Genomic DNA, 21,936 nt, shown 5'->3' on the forward strand with positions numbered 1-21,936 from the left:
CCGGGCGCTAACGCAAAGCTTTGATCAGGTAAAAGCGCTGCTCCCCCGGGGTGCGGCGCGTGTCGGTCCACTCGGTCGCCTGAATGCCATCCTCGAGCAGGCGCCAGTCCGACAAGTCGCTCGATCCATACACCGCGTAGCGTGATGCCTCGCGCTCCGCTTTCCAGCGAATCACGACTGCGTTGCCTTGGTCGTTGAACGAAACCGATTCCGCATTGAGGCTGCTGATTCCGAAAATCCGATCCAGCCCGATCCTTATATGCGGGTTTCGATCCATGAGTTTCCATATCATCCGGGTGCGATAATTTTCCACCGCCAGCAGCATCGGTCCGACGTTTACGCCCATGACCATTGGATTGATCCATGGTCCATTCAGGTGAGTTGCTGCCACAACGGTCGGGTTTCCTTCCGCGTCGTAAGGGGCGACCACGTAATGCGGATCAAGGCTGAAAGCGTCGCCGAAGCCGAAAAGCGGATTCCAAAGTTTCGGGATGCTCAAGAAATGCCGGATTGCGGCGAGCGACTCCTGTGGCGTGTAGTTGATGGCGCTCACTGCGCCGTAGACGGCAATCGTTCCCGCATGGGGAGCGCGCGTGTTGAAGCGGAGGTTCTCCTCAGTCGGCAATGCGCCAAAGCCAAAATACTCGCTGGGGGCGTGCGAAGTCGGTGCGACGAGATTATCGCACGCCGTTAATCCCCAGGCATTCTCGCCATAGGTCGTGAAAAAGCCATTGGTCTGCCCCGAATAATCCGCCGCGTGCAACATGCAGAACCGCCGATTTGCTTCAATCGCCAGGCGGTTGTTGCGCCATAGGTCGACCGGGCTCAACGCGTGCAAATCCATTCCGCGCCTCTCGAAATTCAACCAGCAGCTCGCGAAGAAATAATTGAACATTGATCCCCGCCATGACGCCAGGATCGGCGGGCTGTCGGGACCGGGAAACCTGCCGAAGGAACGCCGCCGCGCAAAATACGTGTCCATTCCGATGGAATACGTCCGCGACCCTAGCGCGAGAATATCGAGCATGAGCGCTTCATCCGTCTGGCCGTCCACGTGACCTTGAAAACGCCCGCCTGCGCCGCCCTCTGGTTTCCATTCGAGACGGAATTGGTTCTGATTCGCGCCAGGCCGGCGGTCCACAAACCAGCTCCATTCCACACGATCATAGAGTTGCTGGCACAACTCGCGGATCTCGGCGTCTCCGGAAAAGTATTCCAGGCACGTCAGCACCCCATACATCAGCAATGCGGTGTCGTATACCGATAGTTCAACGTTCGCATCCTTTCTCAACCCGGTGTCCGCCGTCAGGAAATGATAAAAGAACCCGCGATACCCCGCCCGCCCAGTGCCGGGCTCCGGCCCCGTGGGCAGATGGCGAAGGTTTCGCAGAATCATCCGAACCCGCTGCTCCAGCTCCGCCCGTTCCGCCCATTGCCGTTCATGCCCAATGCAATATGCCGTGAGTTGGAATCCCACCGTTCCCACGCTCACCATGTCTGAGAAGGTTGAACGATCCAGCGCAAACCCCAGCGAGTCGGTAAAGCGCAGGAAATAGGAGAACGTGCGATGCGCAATCGCATCCAGCATCGCGTCATCCACCCAGCGCGATGGGTCCAGGACAGGTTCGTCAGTCACGACGGTGACGTCGTCCAGGTACAGAACGGCGTCGGGGCGATGCTCGTTGCGGATGTCTTCGAACACCCAGACGAGTTCCTTTACTTGCGCGATGTTTGAGTGCTGCAGCAGATGGCTCAGGCCGAAGTCATACCGCCGCCACAAATCATCGTTCGGGATTTCCACGACGGTGTCCCCGATCGATCCTCGCGGGCTCTTCAACTCCAACTTAACGCGATGATCGAAGCCGCCGCTGCCATCGCCGCGCGCCCAAAAACTGACTGCCATCGCGCGGATGTTTTCAACACGCGAGGGATGACCGGCGCTGCTGCGCAAAGCTCCGTGAAGATTGGTGAAGTTCAGTGTGTGCGGTGCAAAGGAAACCTTGCCCATCAACGATTCCCAAACGCCGCAAAAACCTGAACCGACGGAATACTGAACACGCAAGGAAGCGCCGGTCGGGCCGCGGAAGACATTCGTATCGAAGTTTCGGCGTATTGTTGCGGCTCCCGAAGTGAAGGTGCCGCTGTCGCCGGAGAAGTGATTGAAAACGCTGTGGTTATCGAAATCTGCCAGCAGCAGTTCATTTCCCATGCAGTGTCCCAGCCCAAGGATCATCATGCCCATCAGCACCATCCCGTGTTTCACGGTGCGCAGCCACATCACGCGAGAAACCCCGGCTCAACTTGGCAGTCCGCGCTAGGTAGCGCAGTTTTCCCAACCTGCTGTGAGAACCGTCGTACAGCTTCAAAACACGGAATTCCCAAGCCCTTCGCCGTAGCACGCGCGCGGCGAAACAAAGCGCGGGTTCTCGGAAAGGGAGGGCGGAAGGGACTCGGCGAAGCGGACGGCATCAGTGTTTCTCCTGCGCGGGAGGCTGCGCAGCCTTGAGAGCCGAGAAATTCCCTTCCTCACAGCAAGCGACAAATCCCTCGGTGACGGTCTTCAATTCCTCCCAGCGCGCCCGAATCGATGTCGCTTCCTTGAGCGTGATTTGATTGTCGGATGCGGCCGTAGCAATCACTGCGAGCAGGTCGGCGAATTCCTGGACGATCTCGTTGGTGGCAGGAATCAGGAACGAGGGATGCGGCTTGTTGGTCTTTGGATTGAGGATGAAAAATCCTCCCGCGCGCTGGCAGATCCACTGGATCAACCGATGATCGTTCGTGCAGCGAAAGAGCGATTCCACCCGATCGAGCGGATTCACAGCGCCGCTCCCCGTGCCATCGTCGGGTTCGGCCCATTTGTAAATCATCGACATCGAAAGTCCGAGGTCGGCAGCCACCTGCTTTGCGCTGGTACGCTGAAGGACCTCCCGGAGCAGTTCGTGAGATTGCATGCAACCCACTGTGGAAAACGACATTTTGCTTGGCAAGGGAATAGTCCCAGTGCGCCGTGCCGCCTCGAATTGCCAGGACGATGTGGAAGGGCAGTGTGCCCACGGTGGATTCCTGCCAGAGGCCGGCACACATGAATTCGCCGTTGATTCCCAGCCTTGCTTGTCCGACGCAGCCAGGTTTTTGAATCGGCAACGCGCATCTGAGGTAAACGACTACCGCGACGACCCCCGAATCAGGGCTAGAGTTGGAGATGAACGCAACCCCGAGAACAGGTCCCCTGACGGCACACGATCGCGTCCGCCGTCACACGCGTGACGACGTCCAACGCCGGATCGATCGTCACCTTGAAAGCAGCATCCGATATCACGCCACCCAGTCGCGCGAGGTGATCAGTGCCCGGATCGAGGCGCTGAGCCGGGAGTGGGATATCGAGCGGGTCCTTGAAACGAACGCCTCGACCCTCGCATTGACGGGAGCCCTCCTGGGCCTGGCAGGATATCGCAAGGCGCTCCTGTTGACCTGTGGCGTCCTTGGCTTCCTGCTGCAGCACGCGATCTCGGGTTGGTGCCCGCCGCTGCCGATTCTGCGGCAGCTGGGATTGCGCACGCAGTCTGAAATTGACCGGGAGATATTCGCCCTCAGATTTTTGCGCGGGGATTTCGACAACGTTCCCGCGCAGCGCGACCAGGGTGAACCGCATCGATCCCAGGAGCTGATTCAATCCCTGTCCGCGTAATCCTAGTTCTTCGACCCAGGTTGGCCGCTTTGGGCCTTCGTCCCGGAAGCCTTCTCGGCCTGTTCGAGCGAGCCGACGTTGAATACGTTCGTGTAACCCATGGCTCTGAGTTCCGTTTCAGCAATCCCGCTTCTGCGGCCAGTCCGGCAGTGCAGCAACAACGCCTGGCTTCTGTCCGGCACTTGCGCAGGCAGTTTGAACTTCAACGTATCCAACGGAATATGAATGGCGTTCGTGAGGTGCTTTGCGTTGTACTCGTCAATGGTCCGGACATCGATCAGCACCGCACCGTTGGTTAGATGGTGTCGCGCCTCTTCTGTTGGAATGATCGGGGCACTGTTCCCGCAGGCGGTTGTTGCGACTAAAAGTGCAAGCGCAATAAGAAAGGGATTCGTCATAGCTGGTTAACGTTACCACACACATCGTTCATCCGTGCAGCCCGCGGTTTCGGGAAAAAGGGAGGTATTCTAAATTTGCATTGCTTATTCAGCACGATTGCGGATTCAATACATCTGTTGCAACTCCGAGGGTTGCACTGAGCGATGCAACTGCTGCCGTCCATTTTCCGTTCCAGAAATCCGCAACCCATTCGCCGTCCGGATTTTGTTGAGACACAGGGCGGCTTGGCGTTGCAGATATGGGGCGAAGAAGGTTACTGGCACGTCGTCGACCACGAGTTTGCTGATGTTTTGGAGCAATTGGCGGAAGTACGCGACATCGAATTGTTGCTGGCGGGCCGGCCTGACTGGAGGCCGCACACACAGGCGATTCGAAGGCAGCTTGGTGTAATGCGCAAAGCAGGAATCGGGGGGCAGGCACCCAGACTCAATGCATCCGCCATTGAGAACGTGACGATCAATCTGACGATGGGATGCAATCTCCACTGCCGGTCCTGTTACGTGCCTGAGGACTTTCGAAGCGTCGCAACACGCATCAATCCGTCGCGCTCACTCGCGTTTCTCGACGATTTGCAGCCGTGTTTCAGCCCCAACGCCACGATCACGTTACTCGGCGGTGAGCCGTTCCTGCATCCCAGCGCGCTGCGCGAGATTGGCAGCTGGGCGCTTCAGCGGAATCTTCCCTGCAACGTCTCGACGAACGGAACGGTTCTCAACGATGCCATTTTGAAAATTCTCCAGGACATGCGACTGGATGTGCAGGTGTCACTCGATGGTGCCACGGCGCAGACGAACGATGCGATCCGCGGAGCCGGGACGTTTTCGAAAGCCACGGCAAGCGTGCGCCGCCTTGTTGAGGCTGGAATTCCGGTGACTTTGTGCATGGTCTGCTGTGAGCAGAATCTTTTGGAGATCGGCAGCTATTTTCATCTTGCCACCCGCCTCGGAGCGCGGGATGTCCGGTTCATCCCCTTGAAGAAACTTGGGACTTCATCCAAGGGATCGCTGAAACCTGCTTCGCAACTGGAAATCGTAAAGGCAATCTGTCGTGAACTGGATGAGGAACCCGCGTTTCGGCCGATGTGCCGCACGGATGTTTATTCCATCGTGAAAGCCATGCTGCGCGACAGTTCGCGTCGGACCACGTGCGGCACAGGCACGCAGACATTGCTGATCCACGCCGACGGCACCGTGTTTCCCTGCATCAATACAACGATTCCCACGCTGGCGTTGGGCAGCGTTCATGAAGGATCGCGGGAGGTTCTCGCCCGCGGCGCGGCATTCGGAGCTCGACTATCGCTCGATTCGGCGGCGCATCCGTGTCATGGCTGCAGCGTGAAGCGCTGGTGCCTTGCGGTTTGCCCAGGCGAAACGCTGCAGCGCGAAGGGAGTCTTGATCAGCCGCATTGGAATTGCACGACGCACGCAACACCATCCGGTTCGTGATGTGGCGATTAGCGCACGAAACGCAGTCCGTTGAGCAACACATAGCAAGGAGCCTGATATGAAAATCGTGACCTACAGCGAAGTGCCGGAAAAAAGTGGTCCCTACATCCATCTCGCCTATACATCCGCGAGCGCGCAATACCAGGTGCACGGCATGTTCGGATCCGGTGTGATGATGGGGATTCTTTACCTGTTTATCCTCGTAACTGCGACGGCTGCGAAAGTCCCAGCGAGTTTTCCCCGGGCGTGGCGATGGTTTTCAATCGTGTTTGTCACAATCACGATCAGCCTGCTCGTGTTTTCATTTTTCATCCCGACGTTCACTCGCGGCCGGTAGGTGCGCTGGGAGCCGCTGTCCCACGCGGACCAGAGGCGAGACTCGGGCGCGTTCTGCCGCAGGAGGAGCGTGGCGTTTACGCCGCTTCAGTGCGCGAACCCCGAAGGGCAATCAATTCACACGATTCGGAGCGCCCGTTGAGGCGACCTGAAGAGCCCGTGCTCCGCGGCAGCGTAGTATGAACCCTCCGTGCGCCAAAAGTAACTGTTACCCGGGAACCCTCCCTTTGAAGGGCTTCAGTGTTGTCAATCGTGAATACCACCGATACGTTGCAGCTGGACGATGAGTTCGGCCCAATTAATTTCCACGCTGGCCTCCAGTGGTTGCGAAGTGGCCTTCGACAATATCACCCGGCAACTTTATGCCACCGACGCATCGATTTATCAGGTTGAACCCGTTGCAGTTGCATTTCCCCGCGGCGTAAAACAGATCTGTTCTTTGTTCAAGGCGGCGGACGAAGCCGGCATTGGGATCATTCCCCGCGGAGCAGGCACAGGTCTGTCCGGAGGAGCAATCGGTGAGGGACTGATTGTAGATTTCGCGCGGCACAATCGCCAGATTCTCGCGCTGGATCTGGAACGGCGCACCGTTCGCGTCGAGGCTGGCGTCGTCCTGGATCAGCTCAACCACTTTCTCCGCGGATATAACCTGCGCTTTGGACCCGATGTAGCCACCGCTTCCCGCGCCACGATCGGCGGCATGATTGCCAACAACTCCAGCGGTTCCCATGCGCCTTTTTATGGCGTGACCGCTGATCACGTCGACGGCATGGATGTCGTGCTGTCGAGCGGCAAATACGCGAAGATCAGTGAATCTCACGACACGATGCCGCAACAGAGGGATCTTCTCGAAGACATTGTCCAATTGAATTCGCTGCTGATTGAGGAACGTTTTCCGCGAGGCCTCACAAAGCGGTGGCCGGGTTATCCACTGGATCGTTGCGTCCGAAACCCCAACAAGGTCCTGCAAGTGCTGTGCGGCAGCGAAGGCACGCTGGCGCACATCGTCTCTGCGGAACTCAAGCTTGTGCCGGTGCCGGATGAAAAAGGCCTGGTGTTGCTGTTCTTCAATTCGATCACGGAAGCGATGCAGGCTTCCGTTGAGTTGCTTCGCCTCGCGCCAGTGGCCATCGAGCATCTCGACCGGGTCCTGCTCGATGAGACTCGCGGGCAGCTTGAGTTTCAGGCCGCACGCGATCTTCTGGAACTTGACCGCGTCCCATGCGAATCGATCCTCGCCGTTGAATTCTTCGATCACGTCAGCGACAAGATCGCCTCGGTCCGCGCCCGTCACCCGAATGTTCGAATCAAAGCCATCCAAACGCAAGTGGGCGCCGATCTGTTCTGGGGCTTGCGTCGCGCGGGTTTGTCGTTGCTCACGGGCCGCAAAGGTGCCGCAAAGCCGGTGGCGGGAATCGAAGACGCCGCCGTGCTCCCTCAACACCTGCCCGGCTACGTGAGTTCGCTGCAAAAGATCCTGTCTGACATCGGCGTGACGGCTTCGTTCTACGGCCACGCAGCTTCGGGCCTGTTGCATGTTCGACCCGTCCTGAATCTGCGGGATCGCGACGACCTTCGGAAATTCCGTCACATCGCAAATGAAGTCGCCGCGCTCGTAAAACACTTCAAGGGTTCGCTGGCCGCCGAGCATGGTGTCGGCATCGCGCGAACGGAGTTCATGGCGGGCCAGGTGGGCGATGACATCCTGAACCTCATGCGTGAGATCAAGCAGTCGTTTGATCCGCACAACCTGATGAATCCGGGAAAGATCATCCCGGACGATCGCTACGAATTCGACGGCGACCTGCGCGCGAGACCTGGCCATGAAGTTCAACTGCCATTCACCCCTTTGCTGGCGTTTGCGGCCCGGGACGAATCAATCATCGCGAACCTCGAGCAATGCAACGGCTGTGGCGGGTGTCTCAAGGAAAAGCCGACGATGTGTCCCACGTACATCGCCTCAGGCGATGAAAGCCTGTCGACGCGGGGCCGCGCCAACTTGATTCGCGCGGCGCTCGAATTGCGCGGCCTTGCAAACGGCGATCCCCTGGTTTCGGCGGAATTGGAGACTGCGTTGTCGAGTTGTCTGGCGTGCAAGGCGTGCACTCACGAATGTCCATCAAACGTGAACATGGGGTTGATCAAAGCGGAATTGCAGTACGCGCGGATCCGCCGGCGCGGACTGTCCCTGCAGGAGCGCTTGTTCAGTTCCATCGATCTTCTCGGCAAGGCTGGCTGCCGCATTCCGCTTGTCGCGAACCAGTTCCTGGATTCTTCGATCATGCGCTTTCTCGGCGATCGCATTTTGGGAATCACGTCCGAGCGCAAACTGCCGCACTACACCCGCCAGCGATTCGATCATTGGTTTTGGAAACGAGCCAGGCCGGTCCCGACTCGCGGCCGCGTAATCCTTTGGGACGACACCTTTGTGCGTTATCACGAGCCGGGGATTGGAATGGCGGCGGTGAAGGTTCTGGAAACGGCCGGCTTCAGTGTTGATCTCGTTTCGGGCCGCAAGTGTTGCGGTCGTCCGGCGTTCAGCGTGGGCAATCTCGACGAGGCCATGCGCCTTGGCGCGCATAACCTGGCGCTTCTTGCGGGGGATGCGGATGCGGCGCCCATATTGTTCCTCGAACCGTCGTGTTACTCCATGTTCGTTGAGGAATATCGCGAATTGAAACTTCCCGGCGCCGAAGCAATCGGGCAGCGATGCTACATTTTTCAGGAGTTCATCGAAGCCCTGCTCACGCAGGAACCCTCTGCCTTGCCCTTCAACCACAACGCCGAGCGCGTGGTCATTCATGTCCATTGCCACTTAAAGTCGCGCCTGCATTCCGGCTACTTGCAACGGCTGATTGAACACTTGCCCCACCGTACGATCAACGTGCTGGATACCGGGTGTTGCGGAATGGCGGGAAGTTTCGGCGCGCTCAAGTCGAAGTACGAATTGTCGCTTAAAATCGCCGAGCCTTTGATCAAGGAGATCAAGGGACAACCTTTCGGAACGATCTTCGTCACGTCTGGCGCCAGCTGCCGCCATCAGGTTCTGCACCTCACGCCAATCAAGTCAAAGCACATGGCAGAGTTGCTGGCGGACGCGCTGGAGTGATCGTGCGAACGAAACGTTCGCGGGCTACTTGAGACGGGGGAAGAACGCGTGTGCCGTGCTGCAGGTCATTTCGCTGAGTTCCTCGAGAGAGCATCCTTTGGCCTGCGCAACCGCTTCCGAAAGTTCCTTCACGTATGCGGGTTCACAGCGCTTTCCACGATACGGAACTGGAGCCAGGAACGGCGAATCAGTTTCCAGCATGAATTTTCCGGGAGGCGTCGCCGCAATGGCGTCCCGCACGTTTTGGCCGTTCTTGAATGTCGCGATTCCCGTGAAACTGACGATCGAATTCAATGCCAGAATCCGGTTCAGGGTGGAGATTTCGCCAGCAAAGCAATGGAAAACGCCGCGCACGCGATCGCCAAATGGTTGCAGCAGCGACAAGGTGTCTTCCACGCAATCGCCGCGCTGGTGAATGACGCAGTTCAATCCTGTCTCCACGGCAACCTCCAGATGCTGCCGGAAAAGCTCAGCCTGCCGCTGCTTGTAACGCGCGTCGTCCTCAACGCTGCCCCCCGCCTGTGTGCTCGGGAGGCGATAATAATCGAGGCCGGTTTCTCCCAGCGCCACGACCTTCGGATTCGCTGACAGCGTTCGCAGTTCGCCGCGAATATCCTGCGGGGCTTCAAGGGCATCTGAGGGATGCCACCCAATCACGGCGTAGACGCACTCGAATTGTTCTGCAAGCGACACCGCGCGGCGGCTGCTTTCCAGGTTCGTTCCAATCGACAGGATCCGATGAATGCCCGCTGCCTGTGCGCGCTCCACCACCTGCGGGAGTTCAGCGGCGAAATCGGGATAATCGAGGTGTGCGTGAGTGTCGTAGAAAATCGGCATGCCGAAACGCGAGGTCTATTTCGCCGCGGGCGTGAGATCCTTCACGAGCTGCTCGTAACTTGCGGCAGCCTCTTTCTTGCCCAGCCGATTCGCAAGCTGGGCAAGTTTGCGGTAGACGTCGATCATGCCGGGATAATCCCGGTTTTCCTCACGGATGGGCGAAAGCGCATCGACCGCATCCTGGAATCGTTCGAGTTCCGTCAGCTTGTCCGCAAGCGCGAGGCGGATGCGCAGGCGCTGCTCGGGTGAGGGATTGAGCTTGAGCGCGCGGTCCCACATTTCAGCTGCCGATGAAGGCTTGCCACCGACGGAATACATGTCCGCGAGTTTTTCCGTAAGCACCGGGCTTTCCTTCGTGAGCGGAACCTGCTCCAGGAAATACATCATTTGCGGCAGCGGCTGGTTGCGGGCGAGGTTGAGATTCACGAGCCGCAGGAACGACCACTCAAGCCACTTGCTTTTCGACGCGGCAAGTTCCTCATGGAGCTTTTGGGGCGGGTGCGCCATGGGGCGGTAAAGGGGATCGCCAACAACCGTGGTCATCCACGAGAGCATGGTTTGAGAGGCATACGCTGACTGCGCGAAGTTGAATCCGTGAAATAGAAAGCGCCCTGCGAACACCGCGATATCCGGCGTGCCGCCAAGATACGGTTCCGTGACCGAACCCATCGATACCGTTGCACCCTTTGCGAGCAACGGTCCCACCCAGTGCCTGGTGGTGGAGCGAATGTTTGCAGCGCTGTAGGAATGCAGGTGATACGCAAACGCACCGGGCATGAACTCCACGTTTTCGCGCGTGAACGGGCCGGAAACATCGTTGTTATACCAGCCCGCATAGAACGCAATCTGGCTCATTGGAAACGTCGCGGGGAAAGCCCACGAATTGCTTTCCACAATTGTTTCAAATCCAGTGTGGCGGCAGATTTCTGCCGCTCCGCGCATCCACGCATCGCCCACCGCATAATTGGAATCGGAAATGTTGCGAATGTCGATGTAGGCGCGGCCCCACAGCCCATTTGCTTCAGCCTGGAGCGCCTTGTCCACCAGGCCCTTCGCAATTTCCGCAGTCGGCCCGTCAAGCCGCGTTACCATCAACAGCCCGTTGGTCGCGGCAAAACGCGCCTCGTTCGTGGCGCCGTACAATGGATTGGGCAGCGGGCCGGTCAGGCCGATGCGCGACTCGAGCACCGGCAGCAGCGACAATTCGCTGTCGACAGCGGCTTCATTGCGGCGCAACTCCGCCTGCACCGACAGGGTGTGTTTTTCCTTGAGGCCTTCCTCGGGTTTGATCCGAAACGGCACGCCGTAACAGAGCACGGCGTAATTAATCTTTGATTCCGACGGCTTCCAGATCACGCGTGAGGCTTCGTTGCTGTTTCCGCGAATAATTTCTGAACGAATCCGCCAAAGTTTCAGATCCGCGATTTTCTTCGCGAGCGGCTTCTCCAGTTTGTCGCGATATTCGTTGCGACTGATGTCGTTCTCGGTCGTGAGACTGAAACCGAACACCTGGCTGGCCGGAACCTTCCGCGCCTTCGCGTAATGCTCGGCAACCTCCTTGGACTCGGGAACCTGGGTGTTGTAGACGACGATGACCTGGTCGCCTGGATTTTCAGCGGCGCTCGCGAATGCGGCGAGTCCAATGGCCGCCGCTGCGAGAAGATTTCCTGGCAGCGATTTCGAAATAAACAACTTCGATCTGTTTGCCCAAATATGTTTGCTCATGATACAGGTCCGCTTCGATGGTGCGTCGCGCAGTGTCCACGTGGAATTGACGCGAACATACACACGCAAACGATTTATTCCAAATCGATCTTCAAGCCATCCCAGGCAAAATGAACTCCCGCCGGCAGCTCTGCCTGGGCGACGTCGTGATCGTAATCGTGCGTCAGATGCGTGAACCACGTCTGTGCCGCGCCAATCCTGCGAGCCGCCGTGAGGGCCTCGTCGAGGCACATGTGCGTGGGATGCGGCTTGTAGCGCAAGGCGTCCAGGACTGCCACGTCCGCGCCACGCGCCGCCTCGAGAGCCGCGGGCGGGATCTCCTTGCAATCGCTGTAGTAGGCCAGCCGCTTGCGCCCGTTTTGCAGAAAAACGTAGCCATTCGTCATCAGGCTTCCATGCGGCAGGGAAAACGGGTGGATTTCCAAATCGCCCAGCTTGAACGGCCCGTCAACGATGTGCGGTTCAGGCATGAAATATCCCTTGGGCCATGGACCGTCGTGGAACGCATACAGGAAAACTCGTTTCAACACGTCCATCGTCTGCTGGTTTGCATAGATCGGCAGCGGCACACCGCCGCGCAGATCACAAAATCTCCGGCAATCGTCCAGTCCCATCATGTGGTCGGCATGCGGATGCGTGAACACAACGGCGTCGAGCCACCCAATCTTCTCCCGCAGGCATTGAATGCGAAATTCCGGGGGAGTGTCCACGACCAGCTTTACGTGCTCGGTGGCCACGTAAATGGCGGGGCGTGTTCGATGATTCTTCGGGTTTGCGAGAAACTCCGGCGGGTAATCAAGCCCGATGATGGGCACGCCCTGCGACGTTCCCGAGCCGAGGAAAGTGAACGAGAAAGCCATGGTCAACGGAGCTCGTCGAACACACAGCAACGTTCATGTCGTCCCCGAGCGGAATGGGTTGAGTAAATGCGTGCCGAATCCAGGAGTTCGCCGCCCCGCGGCTTTTTCAAATTCTCTTTGCTCAACAAGTTCATATTGGCTCAAACTCAATTCAGCGACTCTAGCCATGTTAACTGTGCTGCGCATTAAAAACCTCGCCCTGGTGGCGGATCTCACGCTGGAACTGCAGCCCGGCTACAACGTGATCACGGGCGAGACTGGCGCAGGCAAATCAATCATCATCGGCGCCCTCAATCTCGTCCTCGGCCAGCGCGCCGATCGAACGCTCATCCGCAGCGGCAGCGACAGTTGTTCGGTCGAAGCCGTGTTCGATGTCCGCGGCTTGAAATCCCCGCTTGCCCAGTTTCTCTCCGACAACGGCCTGGAGCCTTGCGACGACGAGCAACTCGTGCTGAAACGAACCTTCAGCGCCGCGGGATCGAACCGCCAGTTTGTCAACGGTTCACCCGCCACGTTGAGCGCCCTCGCTGGAATTGGAGAATGGCTCGTCGACATGCACGGCCCGCATGATCACCAATCGCTGCTGCATCCTTCGAACCAGTTGCGGATACTCGACGCCTTTGGCGGGCTTGCTGCAGATCGCGCTGCGTTCGCCGAGCTCGTCACACGTCGTGCAACGATCGAGAATGCCAAGGCATCCTTGATTGTTGACGAACGCACATACGCGCAACAACTCGATCTCCTGCGATTCCAGGCGAACGAGATTTCAGCGGCGCGGCTGCAGCCGGGTGACGACGTCTCGATCGAGGAAGAATACCAGCGCGCCAGCAACGCCGCGCGATTGCTGCAACTCACCCAGGCCGCGCTGGATGTGCTGGCCGAGAACGAGGATTCATTGCTGACGCAGGCCGGCGCCGTCGGACGTACGCTGAACGAGCTCCAACGGGTCGATTCCGCCGCATCCTCGCTTGTGGCACAGCACGAAGCGGCTGTCGGTTCGTTGCACGAGCTGCAGGCGGAATTATCGCACTACCTGGATAAACTCGACCTTGACCCTGAACGGCTGCAGCAGCTCGAGGAACGCATCAACCTGCTGCACTCGCTCAAGCGGAAATATGGCGGGAGCGTGGCTGATGTGATTGCGTTCGGCCACGAGGCTGCCCAGAAGCTTCGAACGTTGGAACAACGCGATGAGGAACTCGCGCGATTGAATGCCCAGTTGGAGAAACTGGATGCGGAACTTGCAAAAGCCGGCAACGCCTTGTCTGCGAAGCGCCGCAGCGTCATTCCAAAATTGAGCAAAGCCGTAAGCCAGCAGTTGAGCGATCTCGGATTCAAGCAAAGCCGCTTGAACGTGGCTCTCACGGGCGATGCCGCCGCGGGCAGGATCGCGGCGGGAACGATGCGCTGGAAATCCGACGGATTGGACGAGATCGAATTTCAATTCGCGCCGAATCCCGGCGAGCCCGCCAAGCCGCTGCGCGCGATCGCGTCGTCGGGCGAACTCGCGCGCGTCATGCTCGCGCTGAAAACCGTGCTGGCGGCGGAAGACGAAATTCCCGTGCTCGTGTTTGACGAGGTGGATGCGAACGTGGGCGGGGAGACGGCGCACGTTGTCGGCGACAAGATGCGGCAGATCGCGAAAAAACGTCAGGTTCTTTGCATCACGCATCTCCCGCAGGTGGCCGCGACTGCGGCGGCGCATTACGTGGTGAGCAAGCAGACAAGGGACGGCCGCACGATTTCTGAGATCCGGTCGCTGGAGAAAAAGGAACGTGTGGCGGAGTTGTCGCGAATGCTGGGCGGCCAAACCGACGCGGCCCGCAAACATGCTGAAGCGTTGTTGCGGGAAAGTCATTAATCCACCGTCCACCATGGACAACGGACAGTGATCCGCCACAAAGAATTCAAGGACGATCGCTGTATCTGTTTGACACAGTGCGGTTTAGCAACATCCTACACGCAACCACTCCACTGAAGCCGTTGTATTTTGAACATGGGCGTTGTATGGATGCGAATGTCAGCGATGCTGACGCTGCTGAGTCTCAATCACTTCTCCACGGCGCTGTCCGCTGAACCCGCAGGATCACCGGAACAGGGCAGTATCACCGCTTACAAGCGGATGAGCCTTGAAGAGTTGATGAACATGGACGTCACCTCCGTCTCGAGGAGGGCTGAACCTTACACACACGCACCGGCCGCGATCCAGGTCGTGACAAGCGAGGATATCCGCCGTTCCGGCGCGACGAGCATTCCCGAGGCATTGCGTCTCGCGGATAATCTTCATGTCGCCCAGAAAAACGCCCACGACTGGGCAATCAGCGCCCGCGGATTCAACACCGAGCTCGCCAACAAGATGTTGGTGTTGATCGACGGCCGCGCCGTCTACACCCCGCTCTTCTCCGGCGTCTTCTGGGATCGACAGGATTACCTGCTCGAGGATCTGGATCGAATCGAAGTGATCAGCGGCCCCGGCGGCACGCTCTGGGGCGCTAACGCGGTGAACGGCGTGATTAATATTATCACCAAAGGTTCGAAGGAAACGCAGGGCCTCTACATTGAGGGAGGCGGCGGAACCCAGCCCCGCGGATTTGGCGGTGTCCGCTACGGAACGATGATCTCTTCCAATACAGCGTTGCGCGTGTATGGAAAGTATTTCGATCGCGACAACGAAGAATTCATCGGCGGATCCAAAGCAAATGATTCCTGGTGGATGGGGCAGGGCGGCTTTCGCGCTGATTCCGAATTTTCAGATGGAAACACATTCACGTTGCAGGGCGATTACTACGGCGGCGAGGAACGGATCACCACCGGCGGGGACGCTGAGGTAAGCGGCGGGAACATTCTCGGTCGATGGACGCGGCAGTTTTCGGACGAATCCGACATGCGGCTCCAGTTGTACTACGACAAAACCTATCTGTCGCTTCCCGTGCCTGCATCAGTTGCGAACGGCGTCGAGCTTGCCCCGGCGGGAACGCTTGTGGACACACTCGATACATACGACATCGATTTCCAGCATCGCTTTTCCGTATTGGAACGAAACCGCCTGGTGTGGGGGATTGGGTATCGCTTCACCCACAACGAGGCCGACAACGCGCCTGCACTGGCTTTTCTCCCTGCAGAGTTGGAGCGCAGTTTGTTCAGTGGATTTATTCAGGACGAAATTCGGGTGCTGGAAAACGTTTTCATCACTTTGGGGACGAAGATCGAGCACAACGATTACACGGGATTCGAGTTCGAACCCAACGTTCGCGCGCAGTGGAACGTCGCATCCAACCACATGATCTGGGCGGCGGTTTCGCGCGCGGTTCGCACCCCTTCGCGTGTGGAACGGCACGAACGGCTTCCCACGCCAAACCTGTCGCCGGTCATCGAGAACCTCCTGGTCGGCAACGGCGGCTTCGATTCTGAGTCGGTTCTCGCGTATGAAATTGGCTACAGGTCGCAGCTGCATCCGCGGTTGTTCACGTCTGTGTCGGCGTTCTACAACGACTACGACGATCTGCGCAGCACGAGTCCGAGTCCGCCGCCTGCACCGCTTGGCTTCCCCTTCATGTTCCGCAACGATCTGGAGGGCGAGACGTATGGGGTTGAGTTCAGCCTGACGTATCAAGTTCTGGATTGGTGGCGCGTTCGCGGCGGCTACACATTTCTGGGTGAGGACATTCGGCTCAAGGATGGGCGGGTGGACATCAACAACGCGCTCAACGAAACGGCTGATTCGCGGCATCGGTGGTCGCTGCGATCGTCGATGGATTTTGGGCACGACGTTGAACTGGATGCTGGCCTGCGGTGGGTGGACACCTTGCGTTTCAACAACAACGGAACGGCGGGTGAGGTCTCAGATTACCTGGAACTGGAAGTGCGTCTTGCTTGGCGGCCGACCGAGCATCTGGAGCTTTCGATTGCTGGCCAGAATCTTTTACATGAGCGGCACGCCGAGTATGCGACATCAAATCCAGCTGCCCGCGAAGAAATCACCCGGAGCATCTACGCGAAGGTAGCATTGGACTTCTGACCAGCGATACGACCCGCCACATCGGGGAGGGCATTGGGCATTAACGCCAGCGCGAATGGCAAGAGAGGCAGAGAAGGCACGAAGCGCAAAACGGGAGAACCACGAAAAACACGAACCACACGAAAAAGGCGACGTCAGGAACCTCACGCTAACGGGGCAAGGGTCGCGAAGGTGGCAGAGAAGACAAGAAGACCTCTTGTGTCACCGTTTTGCCGTTTCAGTGTTTTCCCGCCGAGTCAACCGTCAGACCCAGCAGTCGGCGCGTATGGACGCTTGGAGTCCAGCCTTCAGGCTGTTTTCCGGACACCCTGAAGGGTGCACACCCAGCGCATGGTGTCCACGCTTTAGCGTGTCCCAATCTCACACCTCCGCAGCGTTCCCTAAACGAGTGGCTTCTCTGGTGTCGCCACGGCAAGTAGCTGGGGAGAAAGCCTTGCTACAATTTGAATACCGAAACTTGGCCCATGGCGCGATTTTTGATGCCGCTTATTGATGCATACGGTTTCATCTGAGTTCGGAAATGCCCGGTGTCTGCAAGAGATTCGCCCTCGTATGGACTCGAAAACACCGCTGAAAAATCGCTCCATGGACCAAATTCTGAACAGAATCCATCGTAAGAATCTGATTCGCAGAATCTTGCTGTGGCGACACCAGAAGAAGAAATGTCCTACGCGAAGGTAGCATTGGACTTCTGACCAGCGATACGACCCGCCACATGGAGGAAGGCATTGGGCATTAACGCCAGCGAATGGCAAGAGAGCCGGAGAGAAGGCACGAAGCATAAAACGGAGAACCACGAAAAACACGAACCACACGAAAAAGGCGACGTCAGGAACCTCACGCTAACGGGGCAAGGGTCGCGAAGGTGGCAGAGAACACAAGAAGACCTCTTGTGTCACCGTTTTGCCGTTCAGTGTTTTCCCGCCGAGTCAACCGTCAGACCCAGCAGTCGGCGCATATGGATGCTTGGAGTCCAGCCTTCAGGCTGTTTTTCGGACACCCTGAAGGGTGCACACCCAGCGTACGGTGTCCACGCTTTAGCCCGACTTCCGCTATTCGGGTATGTGTGAACTCGCTGAAATGCGCCATTGAAGAACGGCATCGAACGGCGTGAGATCGGTAAAAACCCGATAAACACTCCAACAATCAGGACTGCCTCGTTTTCCGCACGGTAACTCAAGCGGCTGTATAAACACTCGCCTCGCGCTCGGGATAGCTCTCGTAAATGTGCTCGAAGAGGGCGGAGCACTTTTGCTGGTAGAGCGGCTTGTCGTAGGCGCGTGGCAGTCCGGTATCGAGCACGTCCTCGATGGCGAGCTTCAGCTGAGATCGCGCGGATGACTTCTGACGCCAGTTGAGCACCAGCAAAGACTTCAACCGGTTCAGCAGTTCGCGGGAAACCTTCTTCACCTCGGCACGTTCCTCGGCGCTCAGGTCCGGGGCTGGACGCGTGAGGATGTCGAAGATGACCAGTTCCTCTTCGCTCATGTTCTCGCGCACATGGCGTTGCTGTTCATCCGTCAGACTGCGGCTCAATTTGAGCAATTCCTCGAACAACTGTTCGATGTTGCGGCTGCCGGCATTGTAGGACTCGATTAATTCTTCAAACTTTTCGGCGAAATTGGCGCGCGTCTGATTCAGGCGAATCAATTTTTCCAACATTGCCCTTATCGCCGCCTTCAAAACTTCAAGGTCCGTGTTCTTGTGTTTGGATTCCTTGAAGCGCCGCGCGAGCGCCTCGAAATCAATCTTCGACAGGTCCATCACCGGAGCGGGCTTCTCGGGCATGTCCACGCCCCTGATTGAGGCATCAAGCAACTTGGCAATGTCGCCCAGAACCGCGGTAATGTCCGCCGGGTTCGGGTTCTGCTTCGCGCGGATGGCATCGGCAATGGCATTGAGGCAGGTGACGCGCGCCGCAAACTCCAGCGCCGCCGGATCGGGCTTCACTGCGCTGTAAAGCGTGTTCACGATGCGCTCGTGACCGAAGAACTTCCGCCGCAATGGGTCGGGTGAAATCAACGCGTTGACCGCGTCGTCAATCCGCTGCAAACGCTCCATGCAACCTGAAGCGAGTTGTTCGATGGCCGGAAGAATCACCTGGTGCGTTGCGCAGAATGCGGTCGCGTCATCCACCGCTTTGCGCAGGTCTGCGACCAGCTTCGCTTTGTTGCGCACCGGATTCCTGCCACCCTTGCCAGCGCCGTAAATGGCGAGCGCCTTTTCCAGCGACGCGAAGACGTTCGCGTAATCCACGATCATGCCGCTGTGCTTGCCGGGAAAGACCCGGTTCGCCCGGGCGATGGTCTGCATCAATGTGTGATTCCGCATCGGCTTGTCGAGATACACGGCCGAACAACTTGGCGCGTCGAAACCGGTCAGCCACATCGCACAAACAAAAACGAGCCGCAGCGGGTCTTCAGGGTCCTTAAACTTCTCGTCCAGCGGCGGCTGGGAGTCATTCATTCTCTGGCGATGCGGAACGATGTTCAAACCGTGTTTTCGCATCTGCTCAATTTCGTTCTGACCAGGGGAAACAATCAGCGCCATGTCCGTTGAATCCAGCACTTCGAGCTGACGCTGAAATTCTTGAATCTTCTGAGGATCGTAGGTGCCGAAGCGTGTTAGCCCCGTTTTCGAGGCCTTCGGATATACCGTCAGCTTCTGAATCTCCTTCCGCACCCGCTCGCGTTCTGCTGCCCAATGCTTCTGCACCTTGTCGTGCATTTTGAGCGCGGTGGCCTTGTCAATGGACACCACGATCGCCTTGCCGATGAAGCCGCGCCCGAGGAAATGCCGCACGATGTCCTGGGCCACCGTCTCCAGCCGGTCATCGCGCGTGAGGATGTGGTATTGCTTGCTCAATTCTCGTTCGAGCTTCGCCTCCTGCTCTGGGTCGAGTTCCGCCGCCTCAATAAGGTTGTAGATGTCCTCGTTCAGGTCCGGGTTCACGAGCTGCAACTCCGGCGTGCGGTTCTCGTAGAAGAGCGGCACGGTCGCGCCGTCCTCGACCGATTGCTGGAAGTCGTAGATGGAAACGTAATCACCGAACACCTCTTTGGTGCGTTCCTCACCGGCGATGAGCGGCGTGCCCGTGAAGGCGAGAAACATTGCCTTGGGCAAGGCCGCGCGCATGTTCAACGCCAGCGTGTCGTATTGACTGCGATGCGCTTCGTCCGTCAAAACTATGACATCCGAACGCTCATTCAGCATCTCTGCTGAACCGAACTTTTGAATCAGCGTGAACACATACCGTTCGTTACCCCGCAACAGAGCCTTCAAATGCTCCCGGCTTTCCGCATGGCAAAGTGCCGCGTCCGAGACCGCACCCGTAGCGGCGAACGTCTTGGCGATCTGGTCGTCCAGTTCCACGCGGTCGGTCACGACCACGAACGTCCAGTTGCCCGCCACCTTGCGCAGCACCTTCTGCGCGAAGAACACCATCGAGAAGGATTTCCCCGAACCTTGGGTATGCCAGAAGACACCCACGCCGTTCGGATGTAGCGGCGGCCTTCCCAGCCTGCCGTAGAGCCGGGCATCCTGCCCGGCGGCGTCCGCGTTCGATAGTGCCAGCGCGTTGGATTGTTCGACGACCTTTCCGGGTGGCAAGATGCCACCCTCTACGGCAGGCAGGATGCCTGCCGCCAGTGCGCTTGGGATACAACGCACATCGCAGGGTGAGAGTCCCTGTCTGGCGGCGCTTCCCGCCAGAGACTGAAGGTAACTGCGGTTCAGAAATGAACCGTGGAGAGCAACTGGAAGTAAACGGATAGTCCGTAGAGCAGAGGGACAATAGAGTTCCTCGACACAAACTCGATTCGGCTTCATGCGATTGACGAGACTGCTAGCAACGAACGAAGTCCAAAGAACCGCCGATAGCCGACAAGGCGAATCGGGGGCCAAGCCCGCCCGGATCAGGAAGCATTGCCGGAAGACGGGGGCGCATGGGGTGGTTGGAGACGGAATGTCCAGAAGCGTGCGTTGGGTAACCAAGGAGAACTGCGCCGGCGGGAGTGGCGCAGAAGTCAGAGTCCCCGTAGTAGCGACGAAGCGGCTAATCACCGTGGAGCAAAGGGGGGCAGGAAGGTGGAAGCGTGAGTGACACACCCAAGCAACTAAACCTGCCGGGAGTGCCAGAGGCTAAACAAGGCAGAGAGGTCCCGGAGAAATGGGGATGGACCGAAGCAAGCGTGTGGAACGAACGCATGTTGGCAACCCTCGAAAGAGGAATCAAAGGAGGCAAATGGTTCAGCCTGATAGATAAGGTCTGGAAAACGGAAAACCTGCAGAGCGCGGCGGTGAAAGTCGCCAAGGGCAAAAGCCGAAAGAAACCTGATGGCCGCAAGTGCCACGAGTATCTTGAGCGATGCCCCAAGCGACTGCCCGAGCTGCAGGAACTGCTCAAAACCAACCAGTACCAGCCACAGCCTGTGCAGAGGGTATGGATTGAGAAACCCGGCAGCACCGAGTTGAGACCGCTGGGCGTGCCCCAGGTCGAAGACCGGGTGGTGCAGATGGCTCTGCGCAACGTGCTTGAACCGATATTCGAACACACGTTCGCCGAGCGCAGTTACGGGTTTCGACCGCGGCGAGGAGCAAAGGACGCGTTGAGACAGATTCAAAAACTGCTCAACGCGGGCAAACACTGGGTGGTGGACGCCGACATCAAAGGCTACTTCGACAACATTCCGCAGGACAAACTGCTGCAAGCCGTTGAACAGCATGTCAGCGATGGCAAGGTGCTGGAATTGCTCCAGCGCTTTCTCAAGCAAGGCGTGATGGAAAGCGGCAAAGGGTGGAGTCCAACGGACAGCGGCACACCGCAAGGGGCAATCATTAGTCCAATGCTGGCCAACATTTATCTGAACCCGCTCGACCATCTGATGGCGGGCAGCGGCTACGAAATGGTGCGCTACGCAGACGACTTTGTGATCCTATGCGCAAACCGCGAAGAGGCCGAGGCGGCAATGGGACAAATCAGAGCATGGATGGATGGGGCGGGACTGACGCTGCATCCGACCAAGACCCGCATAGTGGATGCGACGCAGCGAGGCGGATTCGACTTTCTGGGATACCACTTTGAGCGAGGCTATCGGTGGCCGCGCAAGAAGAGCCTGGACAAGTTCAAGGACGCCATACGGGCCAAAACCCTGCGGCTGCGAAGCGGATCGATGCGGGAAATCACCGAGGACATCAACCGGACACTGCGAGGCTGGTTTGCGTATTTCAAGCACGGCCTGCGCAATATCTACCCGCCGCTGGACAGTTGGATACGGCAACGACTGCGCACGATCCTGCGACGGCGGCACAAAGGGACGGGACGCGCTCGAGGGCGCGACCATCAACGCTGGCCAAATGTTTACTTCGCGGAACTTGGGCTGATCTCCCTGGCCACAGCCCGAGCCGAAGCGAGCCAACTCCGGACAGGAACCACTAAACGGAAAGCCGGATGCGGGAAATCCGCCCGTCCGGTTTGGAGGGAGGGGCGAGGTTAATCCCTCGCTCCTACCCCTATC

At 58.2% G+C, this 21,936-nt stretch carries 14 protein-coding genes; 7 read left to right on the forward strand and 7 right to left on the reverse strand.

Annotated elements, in window-relative coordinates; all coding sequences use genetic code 11:
- Positions 1–7 precede the first annotated feature (7 nt).
- Both VEH04_10980 and VEH04_10985 read right to left on the reverse strand, forming a co-directional pair.
- The gene (locus VEH04_10980) at positions 8–2,278 is read right to left on the reverse strand and encodes a glucoamylase family protein (GenBank protein ID HYG23296.1); all 2,271 of its coding nucleotides are present in this window, start codon (positions 2,276–2,278) and stop codon (positions 8–10) included.
- A gap of 190 nt (positions 2,279–2,468) precedes the next feature.
- The gene (locus VEH04_10985) at positions 2,469–2,954 is read right to left on the reverse strand and encodes a phage regulatory CII family protein (GenBank protein ID HYG23297.1); all 486 of its coding nucleotides are present in this window, start codon (positions 2,952–2,954) and stop codon (positions 2,469–2,471) included.
- Positions 2,955–3,205: 251 nt separating this feature from the next.
- On the opposite strand from VEH04_10985, the gene VEH04_10990 reads away from it, so the two are divergent.
- The gene (locus VEH04_10990; GenBank protein HYG23298.1) at positions 3,206–3,691 is read left to right on the forward strand and encodes a hypothetical protein; all 486 of its coding nucleotides are present in this window, start codon (positions 3,206–3,208) and stop codon (positions 3,689–3,691) included.
- 2 nt (positions 3,692–3,693) lie between these two features.
- Here the strand turns inward: VEH04_10990 and VEH04_10995 are convergent, their stop codons facing one another.
- Positions 3,694–4,089 (reverse strand): rhodanese-like domain-containing protein, encoded by a 396-nt coding sequence (locus VEH04_10995; protein ID HYG23299.1) that lies wholly within the window; start codon positions 4,087–4,089, stop codon positions 3,694–3,696.
- A 144-nt stretch (positions 4,090–4,233) separates the two neighbouring features.
- On the opposite strand from VEH04_10995, the gene VEH04_11000 reads away from it, so the two are divergent.
- The 3 genes from VEH04_11000 to VEH04_11010 all read left to right on the forward strand — a co-directional run bounded on the left by VEH04_11000 (position 4,234) and on the right by VEH04_11010 (position 8,980).
- Positions 4,234–5,535 carry a radical SAM protein gene (locus VEH04_11000; protein ID HYG23300.1) on the forward strand — a complete coding sequence of 434 codons (1,302 nt, stop codon included), beginning with the start codon at positions 4,234–4,236 and terminating at the stop codon, positions 5,533–5,535.
- A gap of 58 nt (positions 5,536–5,593) precedes the next feature.
- Complete coding sequence (locus VEH04_11005; GenBank protein ID HYG23301.1) at positions 5,594–5,872, forward strand: hypothetical protein; 279 nt, start codon at positions 5,594–5,596, stop codon at positions 5,870–5,872.
- A gap of 282 nt (positions 5,873–6,154) precedes the next feature.
- A complete protein-coding gene (locus VEH04_11010) occupies positions 6,155–8,980 on the forward strand; it encodes an FAD-linked oxidase C-terminal domain-containing protein (protein ID HYG23302.1) in 2,826 nt (941 codons plus the stop codon).
- A gap of 24 nt (positions 8,981–9,004) precedes the next feature.
- Here the strand turns inward: VEH04_11010 and VEH04_11015 are convergent, their stop codons facing one another.
- The 3 genes from VEH04_11015 to VEH04_11025 all read right to left on the reverse strand — a co-directional run bounded on the left by VEH04_11015 (position 9,005) and on the right by VEH04_11025 (position 12,402).
- Positions 9,005–9,817, reverse strand: coding sequence for a TatD family hydrolase (locus VEH04_11015; protein ID HYG23303.1), 813 nt, complete (start codon positions 9,815–9,817; stop codon positions 9,005–9,007).
- Positions 9,818–9,832: 15 nt separating this feature from the next.
- Entirely contained in the window at positions 9,833–11,542 is a 1,710-nt protein-coding gene (locus VEH04_11020) for a TIGR03790 family protein (GenBank protein HYG23304.1), read from the reverse strand.
- Positions 11,543–11,616: 74 nt separating this feature from the next.
- Positions 11,617–12,402, reverse strand: a complete 786-nt coding sequence (locus VEH04_11025) for an MBL fold metallo-hydrolase (GenBank protein ID HYG23305.1) — start codon at positions 12,400–12,402, stop codon at positions 11,617–11,619.
- A gap of 166 nt (positions 12,403–12,568) precedes the next feature.
- Here VEH04_11025 and recN point away from each other — a divergent pair, with 166 nt between their 5' ends.
- Together recN and VEH04_11035 are read left to right on the forward strand one after the other, a co-directional pair.
- Positions 12,569–14,263: a DNA repair protein RecN gene (gene recN, locus VEH04_11030; protein ID HYG23306.1), complete on the forward strand. Its 1,695-nt coding sequence runs from the start codon at positions 12,569–12,571 to the stop codon at positions 14,261–14,263.
- A gap of 135 nt (positions 14,264–14,398) precedes the next feature.
- Positions 14,399–16,420, forward strand: a complete 2,022-nt coding sequence (locus VEH04_11035; protein HYG23307.1) for a TonB-dependent receptor — start codon at positions 14,399–14,401, stop codon at positions 16,418–16,420.
- 1,176 nt (positions 16,421–17,596) lie between these two features.
- Here the strand turns inward: VEH04_11035 and VEH04_11040 are convergent.
- The gene (locus VEH04_11040; GenBank protein HYG23308.1) at positions 17,597–20,089 is read right to left on the reverse strand and encodes an HsdR family type I site-specific deoxyribonuclease; all 2,493 of its coding nucleotides are present in this window, start codon (positions 20,087–20,089) and stop codon (positions 17,597–17,599) included.
- A 425-nt stretch (positions 20,090–20,514) separates the two neighbouring features.
- Between VEH04_11040 and ltrA the strand changes: the two genes are divergently transcribed.
- Complete coding sequence (ltrA, locus tag VEH04_11045; protein HYG23309.1) at positions 20,515–21,915, forward strand: group II intron reverse transcriptase/maturase; 1,401 nt, start codon at positions 20,515–20,517, stop codon at positions 21,913–21,915.
- Positions 21,916–21,936: the final 21 nt, after the last annotated feature.

The sequence above is a fragment of the Verrucomicrobiia bacterium genome (assembly GCA_035629175.1).
Taxonomy (GTDB): Bacteria; Verrucomicrobiota; Verrucomicrobiia; order Limisphaerales; family DASXHY01; genus DASXHY01.

Bases quoted from the DNA above. Each gene is read 5' to 3' on its own strand.
- VEH04_11005 (HYG23301.1), top strand. From the start codon at position 5,594: ATGAAAATCGTGACCTACAGCGAAGTGCCGGAAAAAAGTGGTCCCTAC.
- VEH04_11010 (HYG23302.1), top strand. From the start codon at position 6,155: ATGAGTTCGGCCCAATTAATTTCCACGCTGGCCTCCAGTGGTTGCGAA.
- VEH04_11035 (HYG23307.1), top strand. From the start codon at position 14,399: ATGGGCGTTGTATGGATGCGAATGTCAGCGATGCTGACGCTGCTGAGT.
- VEH04_11020 (HYG23304.1), bottom strand. From the start codon at position 11,542: ATGAGCAAACATATTTGGGCAAACAGATCGAAGTTGTTTATTTCGAAA.
- VEH04_11025 (HYG23305.1), bottom strand. From the start codon at position 12,402: ATGGCTTTCTCGTTCACTTTCCTCGGCTCGGGAACGTCGCAGGGCGTG.
- recN (HYG23306.1), top strand. From the start codon at position 12,569: ATGTTAACTGTGCTGCGCATTAAAAACCTCGCCCTGGTGGCGGATCTC.
- VEH04_10995 (HYG23299.1), bottom strand. From the start codon at position 4,089: ATGACGAATCCCTTTCTTATTGCGCTTGCACTTTTAGTCGCAACAACC.
- VEH04_10990 (HYG23298.1), top strand. From the start codon at position 3,206: ATGAACGCAACCCCGAGAACAGGTCCCCTGACGGCACACGATCGCGTC.
- VEH04_11000 (HYG23300.1), top strand. From the start codon at position 4,234: ATGCAACTGCTGCCGTCCATTTTCCGTTCCAGAAATCCGCAACCCATT.
- VEH04_10985 (HYG23297.1), bottom strand. From the start codon at position 2,954: ATGCAATCTCACGAACTGCTCCGGGAGGTCCTTCAGCGTACCAGCGCA.
- VEH04_11015 (HYG23303.1), bottom strand. From the start codon at position 9,817: ATGCCGATTTTCTACGACACTCACGCACACCTCGATTATCCCGATTTC.
- VEH04_10980 (HYG23296.1), bottom strand. From the start codon at position 2,278: ATGTGGCTGCGCACCGTGAAACACGGGATGGTGCTGATGGGCATGATG.